The organism is Pseudomonas sp. S2_C11, assembly GCF_054668395.1.
This window is the reverse complement of record NZ_CP162765.1, coordinates 2000209-2018711: the sequence shown is the minus strand read 5'-3', so window position 1 is coordinate 2018711 and position 18503 is coordinate 2000209. Positions and strand designations below refer to the sequence as shown.

General features: G+C 57.1%; 18 protein-coding genes and 1 pseudogene. 7 read left to right on the top strand and 12 right to left on the bottom strand.

Annotated features, from left to right (window positions below; all coding sequences use genetic code 11):
• Positions 1-24: 24 nt before the first annotated feature.
• The 7 genes from AB4N48_RS09335 to AB4N48_RS09305 form a co-directional block, all read right to left on the bottom strand.
• Positions 25-327: a hypothetical protein gene (locus tag AB4N48_RS09335; protein WP_122087874.1), complete on the bottom strand. Its 303-nt coding sequence runs from the start codon at positions 325-327 to the stop codon at positions 25-27.
• Between the two features lie 81 nt (positions 328-408).
• Positions 409-828, bottom strand: a complete 420-nt coding sequence (locus tag AB4N48_RS09330) for a hypothetical protein (RefSeq protein WP_236169867.1) — start codon at positions 826-828, stop codon at positions 409-411.
• A gap of 118 nt (positions 829-946) precedes the next feature.
• Entirely contained in the window at positions 947-1288 is a 342-nt protein-coding gene (locus AB4N48_RS09325) for a hypothetical protein (protein WP_252884345.1), read from the bottom strand.
• Positions 1289-1352: 64 nt separating this feature from the next.
• On the bottom strand, positions 1353-1715 hold the full coding sequence (cdiI, locus tag AB4N48_RS09320) for a ribonuclease toxin immunity protein CdiI (RefSeq protein ID WP_406226722.1): 363 nt from the start codon (positions 1713-1715) through the stop codon (positions 1353-1355).
• Positions 1716-1738: 23 nt separating this feature from the next.
• Complete coding sequence (locus AB4N48_RS09315) at positions 1739-1975, bottom strand: hypothetical protein (RefSeq protein WP_252867735.1); 237 nt, start codon at positions 1973-1975, stop codon at positions 1739-1741.
• Complete coding sequence (locus tag AB4N48_RS09310; RefSeq protein ID WP_252867736.1) at positions 1976-2416, bottom strand: hypothetical protein; 441 nt, start codon at positions 2414-2416, stop codon at positions 1976-1978.
• Positions 2417-2845: 429 nt separating this feature from the next.
• Positions 2846-3322, bottom strand: coding sequence for a hypothetical protein (locus AB4N48_RS09305; RefSeq protein ID WP_252867737.1), 477 nt, complete (start codon positions 3320-3322; stop codon positions 2846-2848).
• Positions 3323-4034: 712 nt separating this feature from the next.
• Between AB4N48_RS09305 and AB4N48_RS09300 the strand changes: the two are divergent.
• The 6 genes and pseudogenes from AB4N48_RS09300 to AB4N48_RS09275 all read left to right on the top strand — a co-directional run.
• Positions 4035-4454: pseudogene (locus tag AB4N48_RS09300) on the top strand (toxin VasX); the annotation flags it as partial.
• Between the two features lie 3163 nt (positions 4455-7617).
• A complete protein-coding gene (locus AB4N48_RS09295) occupies positions 7618-8733 on the top strand; it encodes a SoxR reducing system RseC family protein (RefSeq protein ID WP_252886334.1) in 1116 nt (371 codons plus the stop codon).
• A gap of 201 nt (positions 8734-8934) precedes the next feature.
• Positions 8935-10095: a hypothetical protein gene (locus AB4N48_RS09290; protein WP_315434762.1), complete on the top strand. Its 1161-nt coding sequence runs from the start codon at positions 8935-8937 to the stop codon at positions 10093-10095.
• A 77-nt stretch (positions 10096-10172) separates the two neighbouring features.
• Complete coding sequence (locus AB4N48_RS09285; protein WP_256810092.1) at positions 10173-11417, top strand: exonuclease SbcCD subunit D C-terminal domain-containing protein; 1245 nt, start codon at positions 10173-10175, stop codon at positions 11415-11417.
• On the top strand, positions 11414-15055 hold the full coding sequence (locus AB4N48_RS09280; protein ID WP_460095218.1) for an AAA family ATPase: 3642 nt from the start codon (positions 11414-11416) through the stop codon (positions 15053-15055). Before AB4N48_RS09285 ends, AB4N48_RS09280 begins: the two co-directional genes overlap by 4 nt.
• A complete protein-coding gene (locus AB4N48_RS09275; RefSeq protein ID WP_460095216.1) occupies positions 15052-15651 on the top strand; it encodes a glutathione S-transferase in 600 nt (199 codons plus the stop codon). The genes AB4N48_RS09280 and AB4N48_RS09275 overlap by 4 nt, the downstream gene beginning before the upstream one ends.
• Positions 15652-15760: 109 nt before the next feature.
• On the opposite strand, the gene AB4N48_RS09270 is transcribed toward AB4N48_RS09275, so the two are convergent.
• On the bottom strand, positions 15761-16018 hold the full coding sequence (locus AB4N48_RS09270; RefSeq protein ID WP_056789426.1) for a hypothetical protein: 258 nt from the start codon (positions 16016-16018) through the stop codon (positions 15761-15763).
• Positions 16015-16227: a hypothetical protein gene (locus AB4N48_RS09265; RefSeq protein WP_039763920.1), complete on the bottom strand. Its 213-nt coding sequence runs from the start codon at positions 16225-16227 to the stop codon at positions 16015-16017. The genes AB4N48_RS09270 and AB4N48_RS09265 overlap by 4 nt, the downstream gene beginning before the upstream one ends.
• Between AB4N48_RS09265 and AB4N48_RS09260 the strand changes: the two genes are divergently transcribed.
• Positions 16226-16417 (top strand): hypothetical protein, encoded by a 192-nt coding sequence (locus tag AB4N48_RS09260; RefSeq protein WP_353189003.1) that lies wholly within the window; start codon positions 16226-16228, stop codon positions 16415-16417. The two genes, AB4N48_RS09265 and AB4N48_RS09260, sit on opposite strands and share 2 nt — an antisense overlap.
• Before the next feature lie 227 nt (positions 16418-16644).
• On the opposite strand, the gene AB4N48_RS09255 is transcribed toward AB4N48_RS09260, so the two are convergent.
• The 3 genes from AB4N48_RS09255 to AB4N48_RS09245 all read right to left on the bottom strand — a co-directional run bounded on the left by AB4N48_RS09255 (position 16645) and on the right by AB4N48_RS09245 (position 18454).
• Positions 16645-16824, bottom strand: a complete 180-nt coding sequence (locus tag AB4N48_RS09255) for a hypothetical protein (RefSeq protein ID WP_016775003.1) — start codon at positions 16822-16824, stop codon at positions 16645-16647.
• Between the two features lie 156 nt (positions 16825-16980).
• Positions 16981-18156, bottom strand: a complete 1176-nt coding sequence (locus AB4N48_RS09250) for a lactonase family protein (RefSeq protein WP_056789423.1) — start codon at positions 18154-18156, stop codon at positions 16981-16983.
• A complete protein-coding gene (locus tag AB4N48_RS09245) occupies positions 18143-18454 on the bottom strand; it encodes a DUF5629 family protein (protein ID WP_110645651.1) in 312 nt (103 codons plus the stop codon). Before AB4N48_RS09245 ends, AB4N48_RS09250 begins: the two co-directional genes overlap by 14 nt.
• Positions 18455-18503: the final 49 nt, after the last annotated feature.

Here is an 18503-nt window from a genome sequence, read left to right as displayed (position 1 = left end):
ATCTTTTGATCGGAAAGTCCGGAATCAATACTCGAATTTCGTTTTGACTTGTTCGCCTTCTCGATAGGAGAGGACGAATGACTTCCATGGCTCGCCACGCTTGACTGCGTTTTCCTGAAGCTGGTCGACCAAACGAAGGATAATCGCCCCGTTAATATCAGTTTCAGCGTTCCAGTCCTCGACGCCATCTTTCTCAACGCACAGCTCCGTCTCGATGTAGCCCTCCCCCAACTCCACGCCATAACGGAACGCGTCATAGCCATGGACGATGCCGGCTTCGACCACCTGGAAGATCTCTTGGACGATCTTTATGTCTTCGGTAATCACTGTAAAACCTCCAGATTGCGACTGAAGCTGAGTTCCTCTGAGATGTCCAATCCATAAGCTATTTGTTTCCCGCGCCTCTCCTCATGCGCCACCAACTTCTACATAGACAGCCTCAACGATGGCGTCGTTTTCCCCGAAATCAGGCACATAAAACCTTAAACCCACGCCAGTGACACTGAAGCCTGAATTATTGAAAACCAGAACCTCTCCTCGCTTGGCCAAAAACTGTCGAACCACAAGCGCATTCTCACCGACCAGTTTCTGGTTGTCCCAAACAAGCTCACTCCATTTCAAAAACTCAACGCCAAAGACCCGGTAGCGCTCATCAAAGTAAACGTGCACGCCTAAATCATCGTAAGCGTCGGTCGGTACTGTCGAATATTCGGCTTTGTAAAACGCCTCAAACCGATCACCAAGCGCCTTCCTTGATTCTTCTCGGGACATGCCAGCGTGAATCAATCCGAGATCACCGCGACTTAAAAAACTAAATACCATTGTCATCTTTTCCGGGATCTCCTGAACCAAGAAAGATGCGCGAGTCCTTCCAAGATGGTCACGCTTGACGCCCGCGCCCCTTACTAAAGACCCGATGTCGTCGCATTCTGCACCTATGGATAACTCACTGGTGGTAGCCCTGATAATCAAATCCTTCTGGAATATCCGGCCAGACTGGCTTGCGCAGCAGTGCATCCAAATCGTCGAAAATATCCCTGAAAAAATTGGCGAGATCCATGAAGTCCGTTCGTGAATTCAGCAACGCGGCTTTCAACATGACATCATCTGTATTTTCTTTGGCGGATGCCGCTCTGGACATATTGTAGAAAGCGTTTGCTAGCCTTTCCGCTAACTCGTCTTCCCAGTTCAGCTTGTAATCAGCTTCCCAACTGCCACCATCAAAATCACCGGCTTTATCTTTCACCAATTGGATAATCAGTTTCTTTACTGACTCTAAATCTTTCATCCTTCAACTTTCTCTTGACCGGATAACTTTTGGCTGCGCTGGACAAATGGCACATTTTTACTTATCAGACATGGCTCTCACTCAAGAGAACATCGACTTCCGCCTTATTTTCAGGATGACGCTGCAGGTATTTATCACAAGCTAGCCGAAGGTATTCCATGCAGACCTCTTCACTGATAATAATTGTGTCTGCATCGCTAGAGGGATACCCATAAGAAAACTCCACTCCTTCGAAATGGCCCTCTTCAAATGAGCTATTTACATCAGGGAAGTTACAGTATGCTCCATCAACACTGAACCCCCAACGCCTCACAATATAGCCGGCCGCCTCGATGAAACGGCCATCATCATACATCCTGTCGAAATACCCTTTGACAATCCAATAAGGGTCTGACTGGCGGTATGGCTGACCGAACAACTCCTTCATAACAACCTCACTTCATTGCCGGATCATACACTGTCATTTCTTGAGTCTTCTGAACCGGAAACAATGTCCAACTCGCCCCATAGCATCGACAAGCCTATGCTTTCCATATAAGTCCCAAAATCCAGAAAAGGCGCAACGCCGATCGCCTCAATTGAAAACCAGGTAGCGTCGCACTCTGGGCACATGAATAACTCTTTCCCAGTGGCGTTGACATGGGCACAGACAATGTAATCCTGCTGACATCTTGGGCAGATGATCATCTATGCCTCCTGCAAGGGCACGACACCATTGAATGAGTTTTCGCGACGCAGACTGATATATAAAGTGGTGATCAAGTCGTCGTCATCGTCAACATAGAACCCCATACCCAACTCACCGACTTCAAATCCGTCATCGTCAATGACGGGATCAATACCGTGGCGACGAAACAAAGCCAACACGTCCGAGGATGTTTCGCCTACCAGCCTGTGGCCGTTCCAGGACACCGTGCTTCTTTCGAAAAACTCTACCCCTTTAACCATATCGCGCGCGTCGTAGTAGACATGAAGGTCGAGCTGAAAATAAGCATCCGTAGTATTCAAGGAGTCAGCTGTTTTCCAGAACACTTCGAAACCGGCTCCCAGAATTTCGCGCACTTGAGCTCTGGACAGTTTTCCATTCAGGGGGCCGACCAATCCGTATTCCGCAATTGAAAAGTCCATTTGAAGCCTCTTGCTGGCGAACAATCCAGTTTCTACTCTTTCCCCGCAACGCATGTGGGCGCGCCCTAACGTACTTCCTTGGTATAGGAAGAAAATTTACCGCCACCTTGATCAATATGTAGTCGTTCGCATTTATTGCATCGATAAACAGTAGTAGCACCCGCTCCTATCTGCTGATAGAACTCTTCCTCTGACAACCAACGATCTGCCAAGGCAGCACCCAGCTCATCTATCTTTCGCTCGGCAACCATCGAATATTCTGACTCGGACGTACCATGAGACAAATTGATTATCTGACCGCACACACAGGAAAATTTAGGCATTGTATTGGTGGCTCAACTCAAGAAAAGTAACTGCTCGCACACGGTCTTGAGACGGGCACATCAAGACAAAAAATCTTTTATCAGCGAGCATTGGGAATGGGATCAATCATTGTTTCACCTGACAAAACGTAACCACCGGGCCGTAATCCTCATCCGAGTTCGACACCTCGACAGTGAATAATGTGTCCGGGAATTTCTCCTTCAGCACCATTCGCCAGGCAAACCCGATCATCTCGCACAGCTGAAGAAATATTCTGGGCGATACACCATTTCCGTATTGGCCAAAAACATCATAAATCTTCACACAATTCATAAGCAGCTCAACCTCCGCCATGTCGCCAGCGGCCAGGTTCACGCAGCGCGCGAACGCTTCGTGTGAAAAATTTCGCTCGAGGAAGACGCCTCCCTCAGACACGATGAACGTCGGGAACAGCAACGTGGAAAACATCAATATCTGTTCCGGGTGGCATTGGTCGTTGATATACGAATGAATATCCAGGCCTTCCTGATTTGCCCATTGCTGCTTCCACGCGTCATAGGGTTCAGTGTCGATGACGAAGGGTAAAGAGTTGATCAGATGCATTGCATGGGCTCCAGACACGATTTTCCGCCGTAGGGGACCTGGGGGACAGATCTCTGTTTATCAGAACTTGGTTTGTCCCTGGTTCTGCTCCATTACCCGCACGATCCAGCGAGATACTGGGATTGGCAACGACGAGGCCATCGGCCTGCGCTCATAGTGGCTGCAAGACCATGATGTTTGCCAGCAGGAACGTCTGTCCGCGCTTGGGCATGCCAATGAACTGATGAGTTCGCCCACAGGGGCAGGAGACTGGTGCGCGAGGAATACGTACGACGAACGTCCATGTAGAAGATCCTGTAACGGGCAATAATCGATCTGATCAGGTGCCATGCTCGGCCGGACAGCGGCGCGGATGAGCGCAAAGAGTCGCTGGCGTCTCTACAATGGCGCATCATCCGGCATGATATTAAGTGGCCACTATTTTGGCGTCAATCATTGGATGGGTTGAACAATCGGTTTCGATGAGCGGTACAGCCCGTATCCTCGGGCAATGCGCCTGTTAAAGGCTCTGTTTGCCCTGCGTCGGTTGGCGACCGCGGGTACGCATTTCGAGCTACTCACGATTCATCCGAAGTAACCTCTGTAAGATTTCAGTCGATCCCTCGTAGGTTTCATCCCGAGTGTTCGATTCCTACGCAAAACACAGAAAGATCTGACTGCTGTCGTTTTTCAGATACACGCACATTTCTCCGTCACAAACAGACACAGGAAAATGTGCTCAATGATGCACCCCGCCAACCTCGCGGCAGCTGCCGCCTCGAAAGCGCCCATTGGTGCGCCAGCCGCCTGCCCCTTGCGCAACACCCACGTGCAACTGTTGCCCCTCGCGTACGGCCTGGTGGAAAAACCCTTCGACCCCAGCACCGAAATCACGCTGCCGTACACTCTGACCACGCGCCCCATGGGCATCCGCCGCCTGCGCGACGGCTGGCTGTACATCGCCGACAGTCTCAGCGGTGAGCTCTACGAATACCGCGTGCTGGAAGGTGTCATCAGCGCATTGCTGCATCGCGGCAAAAGCGTCAGTGAGGATCAGCGCAGCGCCATCGAAGAACGTCCGGCGTTGATCTTTTCGCGCAAAAGCACCCTTTACGTGACCTTCGCCGACGTGCAGTTGAGCGCGGCGAAGTGCCGACAGGTGCTGGACAGTGCGGAGGAACGCGAGCACTTCATGCAGGCGGTCGATCTCGGCCCGGTGCATTGTCTGATCGGCGGCGAGCATTTGCTCACCGTGGCTCAGGCGAAACAGTGGCTGGCGGAAGTGGCCTGCACAGCGAAACCGCTGGCCGAGGCCGACGCCACGCGGATGCCGGCGGTGCAGGTCAGCGACGCGCCGGAGCACGAGCGTGAACCCTATCTGTGGGAAAACCCGCGACGTTTTCGCGAGGCGCATATCGGCGAATTTCTCGGGCGGGTGCGCGGACCTTATCAGGACGACACGCTGTTTCTGCTGGTCAACGACGACCTCGGGGTGATGCGTGATCTGGCTGATTATCAGGACCTGGTGGTCGGCTGGATCGAGCAGTGGAGCAACACCGACAACAACGAGCGCGACTACCTGCTGGCCAGTTACATCGAGTCGCTGAGCCAGCTCGGATCTCAGGACTTCGACACTTTGGCCAAGGCCAGCGACGATCCGCGCGCCCAGGCATTGTTCGCTGAACTGGAGCAATTGCCCGAGCCTAATCGGGAAAATACCCGGCAGGCGCTGCTCGACTATCTGAACAAAGGTGGTGAGGTCGAGCCAGTTGCAGTCGAAGCCACGCCTGAGTTGCAACAGCTTCGCGAAAAGGCACTGGACGAGTCATTGGCGCTGAACCGCTTCGACGGCATTGCCCCGGATTTCACCGCGCACGCTCGCGTCACCGCCGAGGCAGATCGGCGCTTTTACACCCGCGAATATTTTGCTGAAGTGGCCCCGGCCGATTTCGTCGAGCGTCATCTGAACACACTGGTCGACCTCGGCAAGGATCAGAACCGACGCATGAGAGACGTGCTCGACGGCCCGTTGCTCAGCGGCAAACGCGGCATCAACGACCTGATCGACCGCCCGGCCATGGACGAGGTGCTGAACAATCATCGCGACAACCTCGGACGCTGGAATCGCCTGCTCGAACGCATCACCGCCGACCGCGCGCAATTGCTGTGCGCCGGGCGTTTCCATCGCTCGGCGTGGTATTTCGACGGGCAAGTGCAGATCGATCAGGCGCTCGCCAGCGAATACGCCTGCCTCAAGGACATCGGCCGCAGCGACGCGGCCAATGAGCAAATGCTCGGTTACCTCGAGCAACACCCGCAACTGACCCGCCCGCTGTTCTACACCTTGCCGCTGCGCTTGCAGACCGAACAGGCCGGGCAATATTCAACGCTGTTCAACGCCGGCATGGCGATGTTCAACAACCTGCCGGACTGGCTGGCCAAATTGCAGAGCATCGAGCATCCGCAGTTGCCGGCCCTCGACGATCTGCCGGCACACAGCCGCGTCCTCGCCGATGCGGTGCAGGACACCTACAGCCCGGCGCTGAACCTCGGCCTGAGCCGGGCGCTGGAAGGCTTTGATCTCGCCGGCGAGAAAATCCCCGACCTCGACGAACTGTTCCAGCGCCTGCCCAAAGCCCTGCGCCTGCGCGTCTTCGACGCCGCGCGAACCAGCGGCGTGACCTTCACCGTATCCACCCCGGCGGAACAAGCGGCGCTGCAAGCCACGATCAAGGAAGTGCTGCGCGAACGCGACTACCTGAAAACCCTCAACCGCGAACGCAACCAGCTCACCCACAATAAAAACCGCCAAGGCCACAAAACCGCCCGGGCGATGGAATTGCAGGAAGAAATCGTCCGCGTGCGCACGCAACTGGCCTTGTTCGAAGGCCGCCTTGCGGCAGCGCTAAGCCCGATTGACGAACTGCCGGATCGCTCGGCACGGCTGTATGGCGCCACCCCGGCGAAAGCGGGCGTGACGGTGGTGTTTCCGCCGGCGCAGCACGGGGAATTGCGAGGGTTGCTGGAGAACATTCGCGCGGGAGTGGCGGGGGTTTCGAAGGCGAGTCTGGTGCGGACGGAGGGGATGGGGTTGTTGGTGGTGATGGTGCAGGTGGTGAATTTGGTGGGGGTTTATCGGGAGCTGCGCAGGCAGGCTGTAAATGAAAGAGTGTGGACCTCGTTGATGAATTCAGTCGCTGCAACGGGAGCGGCGGGATTTAGTGCCGCACAAAGTCTTGCTGATACGGCGTTAAAAGTTCGCTGCGCTTCTCTAGTGGCAAGCGTTCAGCTCCATGCCTTGCAGACCGTGCACGTGCAGATGGGGAAATTGCATGTGGGATTGGGTTTTTTTACATATTTGTCAGGGTTGGCTTCTTCTACGAACAGTTTTGTCACGCAGCGCAAAAACTGGGAACAGGCGGTTCGCAGTGGAAATCATTCGGCGCAAAGCGCAGCTGCATTGGCGACGATGGGAGCTGGTGGCATGACATCAACTACTAGCTATGGTTTGACCAACACTGTCCACTCCACATTCAAGGTATTGAAGGCGTCAAGTAATGCCGCTCGAAGAGCTGCTTGGGCCGCTGCTGGCACACGTTTATCCACCGTCTTTTTCCGCTTCAATCTCGCTGGAGCACTTTTTACCGTTCTAGAGCTGGGCGGCAGCTGGCTGTACAGCCGCTACAACATCAGTGCTCACGATAAATGGTTGAAAATCACACCGTGGAGTAGGGATAGCGAGATGCGTGGCGACCACTCACTTGATGACTATCAAAGTTATCTGGCTTTTTTAATTCACGCACCTTACGCGCAGCTTGGCCCAAATCTGTACGACTCTTGGCTGAAGGATCTGTTATTCAAAGCCAAACCCAGCGATATTCACTTAGCATTGCCGACCCTAACGCTGAATGATCTGCTGCCTCCGTTTGGCGGCAACCCAACCTCCCGTTTAGGTATCGGCGCGCACCGCATTTCAATTCCGCTGCACAGTCGAGGAGCACCACGAGAGCAGCGAGATGTCATTAGTGACGAGATTTTAAGCAGCCTGCGCATCGTGAAGTCCAGCCCAGAAGGACTGATACTTTGTCTCCAGTATCCAGCGGGCCTCGGGTCGGAATTTGTTCCCGCGAAAGAAACGCTGGAATTGGCTGTGTGCGTTCAGACATTGAATGAAAAAGGTGAATGGGCATCTCGAACTCGCGTCATTCACCTAGATCCGCGTGGTGAGGGTCATTTTGGGGTTGTTACTCCTCAACAGGTCAAAGAAAAACCTCCAGTTTTGCTGGTTGAGGCTCACCTGTTAGAAAGAGCTGACCATGCTGAATAATCACGATGATCCATTAACAATTCGCCCGCTTCAACAGCCTAGAAAGGCCGGTGACATTGAGGCGTTTCCGAGCGGAAAAATTACCTATCTCGCGCCCTTGCCATTACCAACATCAATGCCAGCTTACGGTCGGCATATTGGTGAACTGAATGACGTTTATATGGATTTCGGTTTAGGGACACTGGAGGTTTTTTCTTGGCAAGTCATTTTAGGCGGACCATTCAGCGGCACATTAATGATCGCGTTCCTATATCCACTGATGGGAGGGTTTATAGGACTTCTGTTAGGTGATAGCTGGGAGTTCATTAAAGAAGTCATTGAGGGTATTTTTTTTGCCATTTACAAATTGGCTTTCTCAACGGGTTTAATTGCCTTGTTTATTGGCCTAGGCGTCTGGCACCACGTCCACAAAACCCGCGCCACCCTCATCCCAACCCGCTTCAACCGTCAACGCCGCGAAGTCTGCTTCATGCGCGAAGGCGCCACCGAACCTGTCTTCGTCCCATGGGAATCGCTGTCCGCCTGGATCATCGAAGCCAAGGGTGCCACCCAGTTCGGCATCCATCGCCAATACGGCATGGGCATCGGTTTCTACCAAGGTGAAACCCTCATAAGCCAGGAATTCCAATGCGCCGGCCTGGAGCTCGCGATCAGCCATTGGGAGGCGATTCGCGGTTACATGGAGTACGAAGTCAACGACCTCAAATCGATTCAGGACCTGCAAGACCTGCAAGGCCCGGACGACCCGCCCCACGAAGGCCTGCACACTTTTCGTAACGCCCGGGCGCGGATGCATCAGCAGATCCGTGAAGGCCGCCGCTCGCGGTTGTCGGGATTTTTTTGGTACCTGTATCACGTCATGACTTTATGGACGGTTCCCAACCGTTTGGTCGAATGGGAAGTGCGCCGACTCGAAAGAATCGGCAAGCAGGCGCTGCCGGAAGTCATGCGCGCCTGGTCCGAGCCGCTGCCTAAAGAGCAATGGGCCAAGCCCAGTGAAGAGCTGTTGCGACTAAGCGAACAAGTGCGGCAGATGCACAAGCGCCAGCCGCATCGGCCGATTACGCAGATTTTCGCTGAGGTTTGCAGGCGGGCTGTGGACTGATGCAGAGCAGTTTTGTGACCAGAGGGAGGGAGGTTTTTTGCCTGTTTGCGCGCCTTCGCGAGCAGGCTCGCTCCCACAGAGGACCGCGTTGGATGCGGATGTTTCGGTTGATGTTGGCCGAGGCGAGAGACCCTCGGGGTGACGGCCATTTCTCAGTGGTTGCTACCGGCTCGTTCAAGGAAAACCCGATGGTTCTGCTGGTTGAAAATCAATACCTCGAAAGGGCTGACCATGCTGAATAATCACAATGAGCCTCTTGTTGATGCGCAATGTGAGGTGATCAGAAAAGCGGGCGATGTAGAGCCGTTTCCGAGTGGAAAAATTACCTATCTCGCGCCCTTGCCATTACCAACACAAACGCCACCCTACGGGCCTCATATAGGGGTACTAAACAGTGTTTACATGGACTTCGGGTTGGGAAACCCGCAGGTATTCATGTGGCAGATGACTTTAGGAGGACCGTTCAGTGGCACATTCATGATCGCGTTTCTATATCCACTGGTGGGAGGCTTTATTGGGCTCATGTTTGGAGATAACTGGGAGTTTATTCAGGAAATTATTGAGGGTGTTTTTCTTGCCCTTTACAAATTGGCGTTATTAACGGGTTTTATGGCCTTGGGTATCGGCCTGGGCGTCTGGCACCACGTCCACAAAAAACGCCTCTCCCTCATCCCAACCCGCTTCAACCGCCAACGCCGCGAAGTCTGCTTCATGCCCGAAGGCGCCACCGAGCCGGTTTTTGTCCCGTGGGAGTCGCTCAGCGCGTGGATCATCGAAGCCAAGGGCGCCACCCAGTTCGGGATCCATCGCCAATACGGTATGGGCATCGGTTTCTACCAAGGTGAAACCCTCATAAGCCAGGAATTCCAATGCGCCGGCCTGGAGCTCGCGATCAGCCATTGGGAAGCGATTCGCGGTTACATGGAGTACGAGGTCAACGACCTCAAATCGATTCAGGATTTGCAGGATCTGCAAGGCCCGGACGACCCACCCCACGAAGGCCTGCATACATTCCACAATGCCCGCGCGCGGATGCATCAGGAGATCCATGAAGGCCGCCGCTCGCGGTTGTCGGGGTTCTTCTGGTACCTGTATCACGTCATGACCCTATGGACGATTCCCAACCGTCTGCTCGAATGGGAAATTCGTCGGCTGGAAAGAATCGGCAAGCAGGCGGTGCCGGAAGTCATGCGCGAATGGTCCGAGCCATTGCCGAAAGAGCAATGGGCCAAGCCGAGCGAAGAGTTGTTGCGGATGAGCGAGCTGGTGCGGCAGATGCACAGACGCCACCCGCATCGGCCGATTACCGAAATATTCGCCGCTGCCGGTGCAAGCAGACACGCGACAAGGCAAGGGGCGTGATTTGCCAGTAAACTCCCCTCCTTTCGCCGCCCGTTCTTCTTCGCGGCCACCCTCTTGATCAAAATGCGGAGTCCACCTTGCGTCTGTTCCACACCTCCGACTGGCACCTTGGGCAAAACCTGCACGGCCAGGAGCGCGATTTCGAGCACGCGTGTTTTCTCGAATGGCTGCTGCGCCAGTTGCACTTGGCGCAGCCGGATGTGCTGCTGATTGCCGGCGATATCTTCGATACGGTCAATCCGCCGGTCAAAGCTCAGGAACGCCTTTACGACTTCATCGTCAGCGCTCACGAACAGCAGCCGTTGCTGACCATCGTGATGATCGCCGGCAACCATGATTCCGGCTCGCGGATCGAGCTGCCGGCGCCGTTGATGCGGCGTTTGCGCACTCACGCGTTGGGTCGGGTCTTGTGGCTGGATGACGGGCAACTCGATGCCGAGCGCCTGCTGCTGCCGCTGCCGAATGCCCAAGGAGAAATCGCCGCGTGGTGTCTGGCGCTGCCGTTTTTGCGCCCGGCGGAAGTCACTGGCGCGCATCTGGGTGACAACTATCTGCGCGGCATCGGTCAGGTGCATGAATGGCTGATCGCGGCGGCGAATGCCAAGCGTCAACCCGGGCAGGCGTTGATCGCTATCAGCCACGCGCACATGGCCGGGGGCTCGGTGTCGGAGGATTCCGAGCGCAGCCTGATCATCGGCAATGCCGAAGCGCTGCCCGCCAGCCTGTTCGGCGAAAGCATCAGTTACGTCGCCCTCGGCCATTTGCACAAGCCGCAGAAGGTCAACGGCGAGGAGCGCATTCGCTACAGCGGCTCGCCGATTCCGCTGTCGTTCTCCGAAATCGGTTATCAGCATCAGATTCTCGATGTGGTCCTCGAGGGTGAAACCCTGGTCAGCGTCGAGCCGAAACTGATCCCGCGCTCGGTCAATCTGCAACGCATCGGCCCGGCACCGCTGGCCGAGATTCTGCTGCAACTGGCCGACCTGCCGAACATCGATCTGCTCGCCGAAACCCAGCGCCAGCCCTGGCTCGAAGTGCGCGTGCGCCTGGATGAGCCGCAGCCGGATCTGCGCCATCAAGTGGAAACCGCACTGCAAGGCAAAGCCGTGCGACTGGTGCGCATCGCCGCTGAATACGCCGGCAATCGTGGCGCCGATGGCAGCGATGACGGCAGCACGTTGATCGAACTCGACCAGCTCACCCCGCAGGAATTGTTCAGCCGCGCCTGGCTCGACAATTACGGCAGCGAGGTCGACGAGCAGACGCTCAAGGACTTCGCCGAACTGCTGCAGGACGTGCAACTGGAGGGCGAGCAGCCATGAAGATTCTCGCCATTCGTTTGAAGAACCTCGCCTCGCTGGCCGGTCCGTTCGAGATCGATTTCACCGCCGAACCGCTGGCCAGCGCTGGTCTGTTTGCGATCACCGGCCCCACAGGCGCTGGTAAGAGCACGTTGCTTGATGCGTTGTGTCTGGCGCTGTTCGGCGCCGTGCCGCGCCTGAACAACACCGGTCGCGATGCCAAAGTCCCCGATGCTGACGGTGAAATCGCCACTGGCGACCCGCGCACCTTGCTGCGACGCGGCACCGGTGAAGGCTATGCCGAAGTGGATTTTGTCGGCGTCGATGGCCGCCGCTATCGCGCGCGCTGGGAAGCCAATCGTGCTCGCGAGAAGGCTGGTGGCAAACTCCAGGCCAGTCGGCAGAGCCTGCGCGACATCGATCAGGATCAACTGCTCGCCAGCCAGAAAGGCGAATACAAAACCCAGCTGGAAGCCGCGCTGGGCCTCAACTTTGAACAGTTCACTCGCGCTGTGCTGCTGGCGCAGAGTGAGTTCAGCGCGTTCCTCAAGGCTGACGACAACGACCGCAGTGAACTGCTGGAAAAACTCACAGACACCGCGCTCTACACCCGCCTCGGCCGCCGCGCTTTCGACAAGACCAAAGAAGCCCGCGAAGCGCACAAGCTGTTGCAGGATCAGGCTACCGGGGTAACGCCTTTGGCGCCGGAAGCGCGCGCCGAACTCGACGAGCGTTTCAACACCGCGCAGCAACATATGAAGGCGCAACAGGCGCAGCTCAAACAGCTTGAGCAACAACACGGTTGGCTGAAGGATTTGCGTCAGTTGCAGGACGCGCAAAAAGCCGCCAGCGAACAACTGCAAACCGCGCAACAGCAATGGCAGGCACTGGCCGGCGAGCGGGTGAAGCTGACGCGTCTGGAACAGCTTGGCCCGCAACGCCATCAGTTCGCGCGCAAGGCCGAGCTTGATGCGCTGCTGACGCCACTGACGACGCAGATTGCCGCGCACACCCAACAACACGCCGCGTTGGGCGAACGCCAGACGCAACTGGCGCAAAACCTCGATACAGCAAAAGTCGCCCTCAGCGAAGCACAACAACGCCAGAGCGAAAACGCGCCGTTGCTGCGTCAGGCATTCGAAGAGCAAAGCACCCTCGCCCGTCTGATCAAGGACACTGCCAGCAGCGCCGAAGCCCGACAAACCGCCGAGCAAGCGTTCAAGGATGGCCAGAGCGCGATTCAGGCCTTGCAGGAAAAACAAGCTGAGGTCGCCGAGCGTTTGCAACGCATCGCCACCGAGCTTGAGCAGAGTGCGCATCTGGCGCCGTTGAGCGATGCCTGGAGCGCCTATCGCGACCGTCTGCAACAGCTGATGCTGATCGGCAACCGCATGAACAAGGGCCAGAGCGAACTGGCGTCCCTCGAACAGAACGCCGCGCGCAGTGCTGAGCAACTGGCCTCGCACAAGCAGCAACTGGAAGTGCTGTTCAAAGAGGCCGGCGCCGAGCCCGACGCGGTTGCGGAACAGATCGGCCTGCTCGGCACTTTGCTGCAGGACAACCGCAAACAGCTGCGCGCAGTTGAAGACCTGTCGCGCCTGTGGGCGTCTCAGCAGGATCTCGACAAGCGCAGCGCCGAGTTGCAACAACGTCAGCTCGACGCGCAGCAGCAACGCGAACGCTTGACCCAGGACGGTGTGAAAACCAAGGCCGAACTGACCGTCGCCGAGCAGACCCTCAATGTCACTCGCGAACTGCTCGAGCGTCAGCGGCTGGCGCGCAGTGCCAGTGTCGAAGAGTTGCGCGCGCAGTTGCAGGACGATCAGCCCTGCCCGGTCTGCGGCAGCAACGAGCATCCCTATCATCAGCCCGAAGCGCTGTTGCAAAGCCTTGGCCGTCACGATGAAAGCGAACAGGCCAACGCCCAGCAAGTGGTCGATCAGCTCAAGGAAAAACTGATCGAGCTGCGCGGCGAAGTCGGTGGCGTGATCGCGCAACAGAAAGAGCTGCTGCAGCAACAGGAACAACTGGCGGCGCAGCAACAAGCCCTGGCCCCGAGCCTCGAGGCGCATCCGCTGGCCGCGCAACTGTTCAATCAGGACGCCGACAAACGCGACGCCTGGCTCAGCCGCCAGACCGAGCAGTTGAACCAGAGCATCACTCAAGACGAGCAACGGCAAAGCGCCCTGCTCACCTTGCAACAGGACGCGGCGCGCTTGTCGCAACAATTGCGTCAGGCCGAGGTGGCGTATCAGCAAGCGGCGCAACAGCTGAGCCATCAGCAGCATGAACTCAACAACGACCGTCAGCGCCTTGAAGAAGAACTCAGCGCGTTCGGTCCGCTGCTGCCGGCTGACACCCTCGAAGCACTGCGCCTGGAGCCGGCGGCAACATTCATGCAGTTGGATCGGCAGATCGCCGAGCGTCTGGCCCAGCTCGAACAGCAAAAGGAAGAGCTGAGCGAACAGCAGCAACGCCAGCAGACGTTGGAGAAAGAACAGGATCGCCAACAGCTGCGCACTCAGCAACTGCACAGCGCCGAGCAACAATTCACCGCGCTGACCGAGCAGCAGCAAAGCTGTCAGGAAAAACTCGCGCAGTTACTTGGCAAGCACGACAGCGCCGAGCATTGGCAGCAGCAGCTGGAACACGCGGTGGAACAGGCGCGCGTCGCCGAAACCAGTACGGCTGAAGAGCTGCAAAGCGTGCGCACGCAACTGGTGCAGATCGCCGCTGAGCTGAAGGCCCAACAGGAACGCCTGCAAGCACTGCAAGCTGAAGACCTGGCACTCGCCGGCAAGATCGCCGATTGGCGCGCCAGCCATCCGGAACTGGATGACAGCGGCCTGGAAGACTTGCTGCGCTTCGACGACGCGCAAGTCGCCGAAATGCGCCAGACCCTTCAGCACAACGAAAAAGCCATCGAACAGGCCCAGGTCTTGTTGCAAGAGCGCGATCAGCGCCTGCTCGATCACCAGGCCCGGCAGGACGGCAATCTTCACGCCGAACAGCTGGACAGCGCCCTCGCCGAGCTGCAAAACCAGTTCGCCGTCAGCGAACAGCAGTGCGCCGAACTGCGCGCCGAACAGGCGGAAGACCAGCGCCGACAGAACGCCAATCAGGCGTTGGCCCGGCAGATCGCTGACGCCTACGCCGAGTATCAACGCTGGGCGCGACTCAGTGCCTTGATCGGCTCAGCCACCGGCGACACCTTCCGCAAGATCGCCCAGGCCTACAACCTCGACCTGCTGGTGCACCACGCTAACGCGCAGCTGCGCCAACTGGTCAAACGCTATCGCCTCAAACGTGGCGGCAGCATGCTCGGCCTGCTGGTGATGGACACGGAAATGGGCGACGAACTGCGCTCGGTGCATTCGTTGTCGGGCGGCGAGACGTTCCTCGTCTCGCTCGCCCTTGCGCTGGGTCTGGCTTCGATGGCGTCGAGCACGCTGAAAATCGAATCGCTGTTTATCGACGAAGGTTTCGGCAGCCTTGATCCGGAATCCTTGCAACTGGCCATGGACGCGCTCGATGGCTTGCAGGCGCAGGGACGCAAGGTGGCGGTGATTTCCCATGTGCAGGAAATGCACGAACGGATTCCTGTGCAGATTCAGGTGCGGCGCCAAGGCAATGGTTTGAGCACGCTGGAGGTGAAATGAACACGCTGTATTCCTTCCGCCGCTGCCCTTACGCCATGCGTGCGCGAATGGCGTTGCGTTATGCGGGCGTGCCGGTGGAGATTGTCGAAGTCAGTCTCAAGGACAAACCGGCGCAGATGCTGGCGCTCTCGCCCAAGGGCACCGTGCCGGTGCTGAATGCCGATGGCGTGGTGATTGATGAGAGTCTGCAGATCATGTGCTGGGCGTTGGCGCAGAATGATCCGGATGATTGGTTGCTGGCCGGTGATTCGTTCGCGGCACTGTGGATGGAGAAACTGATTGAAGGCAATGATCAGATTTTCAAATCGGCTTTGAATCGCTACAAGTACGCCGAGCGTTACCCTGAGCAGCCGATGATGGAAGCTTATCGGGCTGAAGGTGCGTTATTTCTGCAGAAACTGGATGAGCTGCTTGAAGGACGTGAGTACTTGCTGGCCGATCATCCGAGCCTCGCCGACATCGCCCTGCTGCCCTTCGTCCGGCAGTTCGCTCACGTTGATCGCGAGTGGTTCGCGCAGACGCCTTATGTTCGCTTGCAGGTGTGGTTGCAGCGTTTCCTCGAATCCGACCTGTTCACCTCAATCATGAAAAAATAACCCTCTGTCCCTTTGATCGTTCCCACGCTCCGCGTGGGAATCGCTCTGCGTCCCAGTGGAACGCGGAGCGTCCCTTGAGGCATTCCCACGCAGAGCGTGGGAACGATCATTAGGCCAGTGCTTGGCACATGCCCAGCGCCATGCAATCCACTTCAAACGGCCCGAGAAAATCCAGCGCGACCTTGACCGGTGGATTGCCGGCCATCAACCCCAGCGTGTTGGCTCTTTCAATGTTGTGGGCGATGTTGTGGTTGGCCTCTATGGCCCGGGCCAAGCCGCCCACCGAGCCTTGGCCAAATCCCAACAGTGAGGCGCCGTTGGTCATCAGCGCGAGGCTGGCGATGACCCAGAGTCTGTAGCCTTTCATGCGCCGCCGACTCCTGCGAGTTCGGCCCTGTCGACCATCGCGCTTTGCGAGCGCAGTTCGAACTGGATGCCGGGGTGGGCGACGTCGATCGGGGCGTCGAAGCTGTGTTCCATTTGTGCGCCGATGCTGACAAACAGCACCACGGCCAGGTACAGACCGATGGCCAGGTAGGCGCCGCGTTTGGCGGAAGTGAGGATTGCGCTGGCCATGGTGTTCTCCGTGGGCAAAGGTTTCGATGGCCACAGAATCAATCAAAAAAGCCGAAGCAACCACTCAGGGTTTGCAATGGTGAATATCAGCTTCGTTGATTATTTAGCGGCTCTATTTGCCCGCGAGAGAAAACCTATGAGTGGAGAACGCGTACGCGCACAGGAGCTGCCGAAGGCTGCGATCTTCTGATTGATCGTTCCACGCTCCGCGTGGGAATGCCTCAAGGGACGCTCCGCGTTCCAATGGGACGCAGAGCGTCCCGGGCTGCGTTCCCACGCAGAGCGTGGGAACGATCAGGTTACGCGCACGCGTAGGAGCTGCCGAAGGCTGCGATCTCTTGTTTGATCGTTCCCACGCAGAGCATGGGAACGATCAAGATCGCAGCCTTCGGCAGCTCCTACAGGAGAACGGTGCGCTCAGGCTTGGGTTTTGTGATCCAGTGCGGCGTAGAAGTTGGCGCTTTGTTGCAGGTATTTCTGGGTGTAGCTCTGGGTGTGGGATTTTTTGCTGGCGATTTCGACGTTGGCACCGGCTGGCAATACCACGGTGGCAGAAATGGCGGAAGCGGCGATGACGGAGAAGAGATTGAAATTCATGGCGGTAACCCTCGTGTTCGTTTGCTTGGTTTGCCCGGTCGGGCTGTGAAACAAACGTAACGCTCGAGGGTTGCTCGCTTGAAATCTTTTGTAGCATTAGCCGATATCAGTGCAATTAATACAACGATGCAGGCCCCGCAGACCGGGGCCTGTGGCTTATTGTCGCACTACAAACTTCAGATCGCTTGGCGCGTCCATCGGCAGTTTTTGCACGGTTTTGCCGAGCAGACCGGTCTTGGTATCGCGCTCGACGACGACAATCTGGTTGCTCTTCTGGTTGGCGATCAAGACGAATTTACCGCTCGGATCGAGAGCAAACTCGCGCGGGTGATCCCCCTCGACCGAGCGCTTTTGCAGCTCTTTGAGCTGACCGGTCGCAGGATCAATGCCGAACACTACGAGTTGATTGGCCGTGCCGCGATTGCTCACGTAGAGAAACTTGCCGTCAGCCGAAGCATGCAGCGCCGCGCCGGCTTTGTCCGAGGTTGGCTGGCCCGCTGCCAGATCGACCAGTTGCGTCTGGGTCAGTACGCCGTCCTTGTAGTCGAACACCGCGACCTGTGCACTCATCTCCATGGTCAGCCAGGCGTGTTTGCCGTCAGCGCTGAACAGCAGATGACGCGGGCCACTGCCGGCCGGCAAGGCTACCGAGGCGGTTTTTGCCGGGGTCAGCGGCAGGTGTGGATTGGCCTTCGGGTCGTACTGATAGATGAAAACCTTGTCCGCTCCCAAATCATTGGAGAACACATAGCGCCCGTCCGGCGACGACACCGTCGAGTGCACATGATTGGAAGCCTGACGCTCAGGGTTGACCCGACTGGCCGGGTGGCCGCTCATCTGCACCACCGGTTTCAACTGGCCGTCGGCATCGACCGGCAATACCGCCAGGGTGCCGCCCGGATCTTCCATCACTGAGTAGTTGCTGACGAACAGGTGTCTGGCATCAGCGCTGAGGCTGGAATGGGTCGGCTCGTTGCCCAGGCTCTGCACCTGATTGATCAGGCTCAGCGCATGGGTCTTCGGGTCAATGGCGAAGCTGCTGACGCGGCCGACCGGATCGGTCTGGCCCGGGCCGTTTTCGTTGACCACGAACAAACGCTTCTGGTCTTTCGAGAGGGTCAGCCACGAAGGGTTTTCGGTCTTGACCACTTGCAGCGGCTTGGCGTCGATCTGGCCGGTGGCGCTGTCGAACTGCATGCGGTAGATGCCCTGGCTGGAACCGGCGGTGTACGAGCCGACCAGCAACTGCAAGGTGTCGGCGCTGGCGCTGGAAAGCCCCATCGCGCCGACGCTGCCGGCCATCAGCAAAGGCCAGAAATTACGCATCTTCATTATTGTCATCCTCATCGTCGCTGCTGCTGACTACGTCGCCGAGGCACACCAGACGATGCTCGCCCGTGGTCTTGGTGTCGCTGGCGTAACCGACGATCAGCCAGCTCTGCAGCGTCTCATCGAACGTCGCTTGCGCGACCTGCGCCGGGGTGAATTCCCAGTGCTTGGCTGCACGGCCATCAATGCATTCGATGTGCAGGTTATCGTCCTCGTCGAGGGCGAATTCGAAGGCGTGCAGGCCATCGATTTCGACCATACCGCAGTGTTCGAGGGCGTTGAGAAGGGTTTGGGCAGTCATGGCAAACAGTCTTTCTAGGGGGGAAAGGGCCAATGATAGCCCAATGTGA